The organism is Thermogladius sp., assembly GCF_049970955.1.
In the GTDB taxonomy this organism is placed as follows: Archaea; Thermoproteota; Thermoprotei_A; order Sulfolobales; family Desulfurococcaceae; genus Thermogladius.
Map to the genome: position 1 here is coordinate 1 of NZ_JBMFLY010000066.1, position 4,543 is coordinate 4,543.

Here is a 4,543-nt window from a genome sequence, read left to right on the forward strand (position 1 = left end):
AAGTAGAGCCGGGCGACCTGTTGTACCATGTGAGGGGGGCTATGAACGGTGTTGTAATCGAGACTGACACGGGAAGCTACTTCTTCATGGGGAAGGGTGGGGGCGGCGTTGAGACAGCTCACACCGTGGCAAACGACGTCTTAGCCATCGCGTTGAGGGAGGTGTGAGGGGTGCGTACCCTCGTCGTAGTAAAAATCGGCGGGTCGAACCTGTCGAACATCGACAGCTACGTTAGAGCCGCCGGCTATGTCAGACACTTGTACGAGGCCGGGCTACTACCTATTGTCGTCGTGTCCGCGGCTAAGGGTGTCACAGACAAGCTTCTGGTGGCCTTACAAGGGGACAGAAACGCTTTCTACGAGGTAGTAGAGCTTTACTCCGAGCTAGCTCGCGGAATAGGAGGCGAGAAGCTCGAGCAAGAGGTAAGAGGGCTGGCAGAGGTGCCTCTCAAAGCGATGAAGGCGGGTCTCGAGCGACCAGTACTCGGCGACATAGTTCTCTCCTACGGTGAGAAAGCCAGTAAGCTGGTCCTCTCAAGCGCGATTGAGACAGAGGTGGGGAGGGTGGTGAGGGTAGACGCGGAGGAGGTCATCAAGACTGACTCCAGACACGGAGACGCCTCGATCATCTACGAGAGTACCGAGCCAAGAGTAGAGTGGCTCGTCAAAATGGCCTCCGAGAATAACGTGGTAATAGTCATCGAGGGTTTCATCGGGAGCGACGAGAAGGGTGTGACTACAACACTTGGCCGAGGCGGGTCGGACCTGACCGCTACTGCCATAGCCGCGCTGGGCGGTATAGGAGAGGTAAGACTAATAACGAACGTTAAAGGGGTGTACTCGGTCGACCCTGATTTAGGCATTAAACCAAGGGTAGTGAAGTGCCTAAGCTACCGTGAAGCAGACGAAGCGGCTAGACACGGCGTCAAGAGGTTTAACGCGAAGACGTTCGAGCCCCTCCTCCTCTTCCCGGGGCCTGTTGTTAGAATAGGCGACTACGAGCACCTAGGCTCGTCAGTTATGAGAGAGCTGGGGGAGGGGGATAAAGGGCCTAAAATCGTACACGCGTCTCTCAGCCCCTACCCGCGGGTCGTGGTGATAGGTGAGGACGACAGTAGGCTCAGGACTATTAGGAGGGTGGTGGAGGTCCTTGAAAGCGAAGACATCGAAATCCAAGGCCTTGAGGCTGGAGTAGGTAGGCACTCGGTGGTCGTATATATACCTAAAGATTATATTCCCAGAGCTGTTAGATTACTCCACAAGCACCTGATAGGGGAGGGGGAGCCGTGAAGAAGGCCGCGATTCTAGGAGCTACGGGGCTCGTCGGGCAGAGGTTCGTATCCCTACTGGCAGACCACCCTTGGTTCGAGATCGCACTATTACAGTCCTCGGGTAAGAGCGCCGGCAAGAGGTACGGCGAGAGCGTGAAGTGGGTCTTAGACTCACAACTCCCTGCCAAAGTGGCCGACCTACCGGTGGAGCCCTTAGACCCGGCTTCTATCGCCCGCGAAGGCGTCGACGTCGTTTTCTCAGCTCTCCCCGCCGAAGTATCGGTCGACGTGGAGCTAGAGCTCGCCAGGAAGGGCCTGATCGTTGTTTCTAACGCCAGCCCTATGAGGATGGAGCCGGACATACCCCTTCTACTACCCGAAGTCAACGCCGACCACATAGAGGTGTTAGAGCTACAGAGGAGGCGTAGAGGCTGGAGTGGCGGTATAGTAAAGGTGCCCAACTGTACTACGTCAATACTGACCCTCTCCCTCAAGCCCCTGCTAGACGAGTTCGGCCTGAGGAGGGTCGTCGCCTCCTCGATGCAGGCCATATCTGGGGCAGGCCTGACGGGTCTCCCGTCCATGCTGATAATGGACAACCTGATACCCTTCATCGAGGGCGAGGAAGAGAAGGTAGAAGAAGAGACGCTCAAGCTACTGGGTAGCGTAGGGAGCGAAGGAGTGACGCTCAACAACAGCTTCGCGGTGACCGCCAGCTGCCACAGGGTTATGGTGCTCGAAGGTCACACGATCGCCGTGTTCGCTGAGCTGGAGAAAAAGAATGTAGAGGTGGAAGAGGTCATTAAAGCCATGGAGGAGTTCAGGGGGAACAAGATAAAGGGCCTAAACCTGCCATCTCAACCCGAGAAGCCGGTTATAGTGAGAAGAGAGCCCGACAGGCCGCAACCACGTCTCGACAGAGAGGCCGGCAGAGGGATGAGCGTCGTTGTGGGGCGTGTCAGGCCAGACAAGGTCATGGGCGGTGTTAAGTACGTGGTGCTGGGCCACAACACGATTAGAGGGGCCGCCGGGAACGGTGTCTTGATCGCAGAGCTACTGGTTAAGAAAGGCCTCGTCTAAAAACTCCCCCGTTTTCAGGCTAGAGCCTGGTCTATGTCCTCTATAAGGTCGTTCACATCTTCGAGGCCCACCGACAGCCTGACCAGGTCCTCGGTTATCTTGAGCCTCCTCCGGAGGTCTTCGGGCAGGTACATACTGCCCGCTTTGGCCGGTAGTACCGCAAGCGACTCGGTGCCCCCAAGGCTTGGTGCCCTCTTTATCACCCTCAACTTCTTCATGAACCTCAGTGCCCCGTCGTAACCGCCTTTGACTCTGAAACTCAAAACGCCCCCGTAGTTGCTTGTCGCGAAGAGCCTCCTAGCGATCGGGTGGTACTCGTCCTTGTCGAGCCCCGGGTAGTGGACTTCCTCCACCCTAGCGTGTTCCGCCAAGAACTCGGCTATTGCTTTAGCAGACTTGGACACTCTCTCGAATCTGACCTCGAGAGTCTTCGCACCCCTGTAAACGAGGTACGCCTCTAGAGGTGCCATTATCGACCCTGTCATACGCCGCCAATCCCACAGCTCGGATATCTCTTTCCTAGCACCCAGCAGAGCGCCTCCAACCACGTCGTTGTGGCCCGCAATGTACTTGGTCAAGCTGTGTACGACAAACCTAGCCCCCAACTTGAAAGGCTTGACGTTTAGAGGAGTCGCGAACGTGTTGTCGACCACCAGAATAGAGCCTGTGTCCTTCAAGCCCTCTACCAGCTCTACGAGGTCGACGACCTTCAACGTCGGGTTTGTGACGGTCTCCACGAACACGACCGCCGGCTCTCTGCCCAAGGACTCGAGTATTTCTCGCGCCGATGGGAATACGAGGTCGAGTTTGCCCCCCACTTTTTCAACCAGGCGACGGACCATGAGGTAGGTCGTACTGTAGACTTCCGCCGACATAACCACTCTGATACCTGGCTTCACGAGGTAGAGGAACAGCGTAGTCTCGGCAGCCATTCCGCTGTTAAACGCCAGGGCGTCCTCTGTTTCCTCGAGCGAGCTTAGGAGTCTCTCGAGGGCTCTGACCGTAGGGTTCTCCTCTCTACCGTACCTAACGTAAGTCCCCCGGTCCGTGTACTTCGCAAGGCCTTGCTCGTAGTCTACGTACTCGTACACAACGCTCAAGTAAACCGGTGGTATGTGAGACCCGTACGGGTCGCTTAATCCCTCGATGTTAACAAGTCTGGTACCCGTCCTCACGCTCCCACCTAAGAGGGTTGATAAACTATCGACGGAAAAAGTCTTGTCTTATAAGCCGTCTTCAGAACTTTACCTCGGGGTCTTTCAGCGCGTGTCCTGTAGCTATGAGCACGGTGGTCTCGTCCCGCCCTATCAGCCCCTGCTCGACCGCAACTCTATACCCTGCTAATGGTGCCGCCGAGGCGGGCTCTACGCCTATCCCCTCTTCTCTCGCGAGGGTTTTGAGCGCCTCCACAATCATGGCATCGCTGACCGATAACATGAAGCCCCTCGACTCTCTAACGGCGGTGAGGGCCTTTAGCCAGTTCACGGGTCTTCCGATCTTTATCGCTGTAGCCACTGTATACGGTCTCTCAACAGGTACCAGCTCGTCGGCTTTGGCGAGCCAGGTCTTGAAGACAGGTGACGCGCCCTCGGCCTGGACGCCTATCATCCTAGGTACCCTGTCAGTAACTCCAACCTCGCGGAGCTCCCTGAACCCCTTCCATATAGCGTATATGTTGCCTGCGTTGCCGACAGGCACGATCACATTGTCGGGGACGAACCCTAGTTGTTGGTATATCTCGAACGCTATGGTCTTCTGCCCCTCGAGCCTCCAGGGGTTTACGGAGTTTAGAGGGTATACATGTCTTGAAGCCTTGTCGACGTACCTCGCTACGACCTCTTCTAGAGCCTCGTCGAAGTTCCCGTCTACCTCGACTACCTTGGCGCCGTGTAGTAGGGCTTGGAAGAGCTTGCCTCTAGCCACCGAGCCCTTGGGTAGGTAGACCAGGCACTCGAGCCCAGCCCTCGCCGCGTACGCGGCTGCCGACGCCGATGTGTTTCCGGTGCTGGCGACCACGACGCTCTTAGCACCTATGTACTTAGCAATAGTGACAGCGAGGGTCATACCCCTATCCTTGAAGCTGCCCGTGGGGTTAGCGCCTTCGAATTTCACGAACAGCCGCCTGTTGCTCTTCGAGGGTATGAGAGGAGTGTCGCCCTCGCCAAGCGATACAGGCTCAACGTCCTTCTTCAC

The 4,543-nt window shown here is 56.6% G+C and carries 5 protein-coding genes; 3 read left to right on the forward strand and 2 right to left on the reverse strand.

Annotation, left to right across the window (positions count from 1 at the left end):
- Positions 1 to 17 precede the first annotated feature (17 nt).
- The 3 genes from ACP5VX_RS06285 to asd are packed head-to-tail and all read left to right on the forward strand — an operon-like array spanning position 18 to position 2,350.
- A complete protein-coding gene (locus ACP5VX_RS06285; RefSeq protein ID WP_428725036.1) occupies positions 18 to 167 on the forward strand; it encodes a hypothetical protein in 150 nt (49 codons plus the stop codon).
- 3 nt (positions 168 to 170) lie between these two features.
- The gene (locus ACP5VX_RS06290) at positions 171 to 1,289 is read left to right on the forward strand and encodes a hypothetical protein (protein ID WP_428725032.1); all 1,119 of its coding nucleotides are present in this window, start codon (positions 171 to 173) and stop codon (positions 1,287 to 1,289) included.
- Positions 1,286 to 2,350 (forward strand): aspartate-semialdehyde dehydrogenase, encoded by a 1,065-nt coding sequence (gene asd / locus ACP5VX_RS06295; RefSeq protein ID WP_428725033.1) that lies wholly within the window; start codon positions 1,286 to 1,288, stop codon positions 2,348 to 2,350. The genes ACP5VX_RS06290 and asd overlap by 4 nt, the downstream gene beginning before the upstream one ends.
- Before the next feature lie 14 nt (positions 2,351 to 2,364).
- Here asd and ACP5VX_RS06300 read toward each other — a convergent pair whose 3' ends face one another.
- Both ACP5VX_RS06300 and thrC read right to left on the reverse strand, forming a co-directional pair.
- Positions 2,365 to 3,525: a cystathionine gamma-synthase family protein gene (locus ACP5VX_RS06300; RefSeq protein WP_428725034.1), complete on the reverse strand. Its 1,161-nt coding sequence runs from the start codon at positions 3,523 to 3,525 to the stop codon at positions 2,365 to 2,367.
- A gap of 61 nt (positions 3,526 to 3,586) precedes the next feature.
- On the reverse strand, positions 3,587 to 4,543 hold the full coding sequence (gene thrC, locus ACP5VX_RS06305) for a threonine synthase (protein WP_428725035.1): 957 nt from the start codon (positions 4,541 to 4,543) through the stop codon (positions 3,587 to 3,589).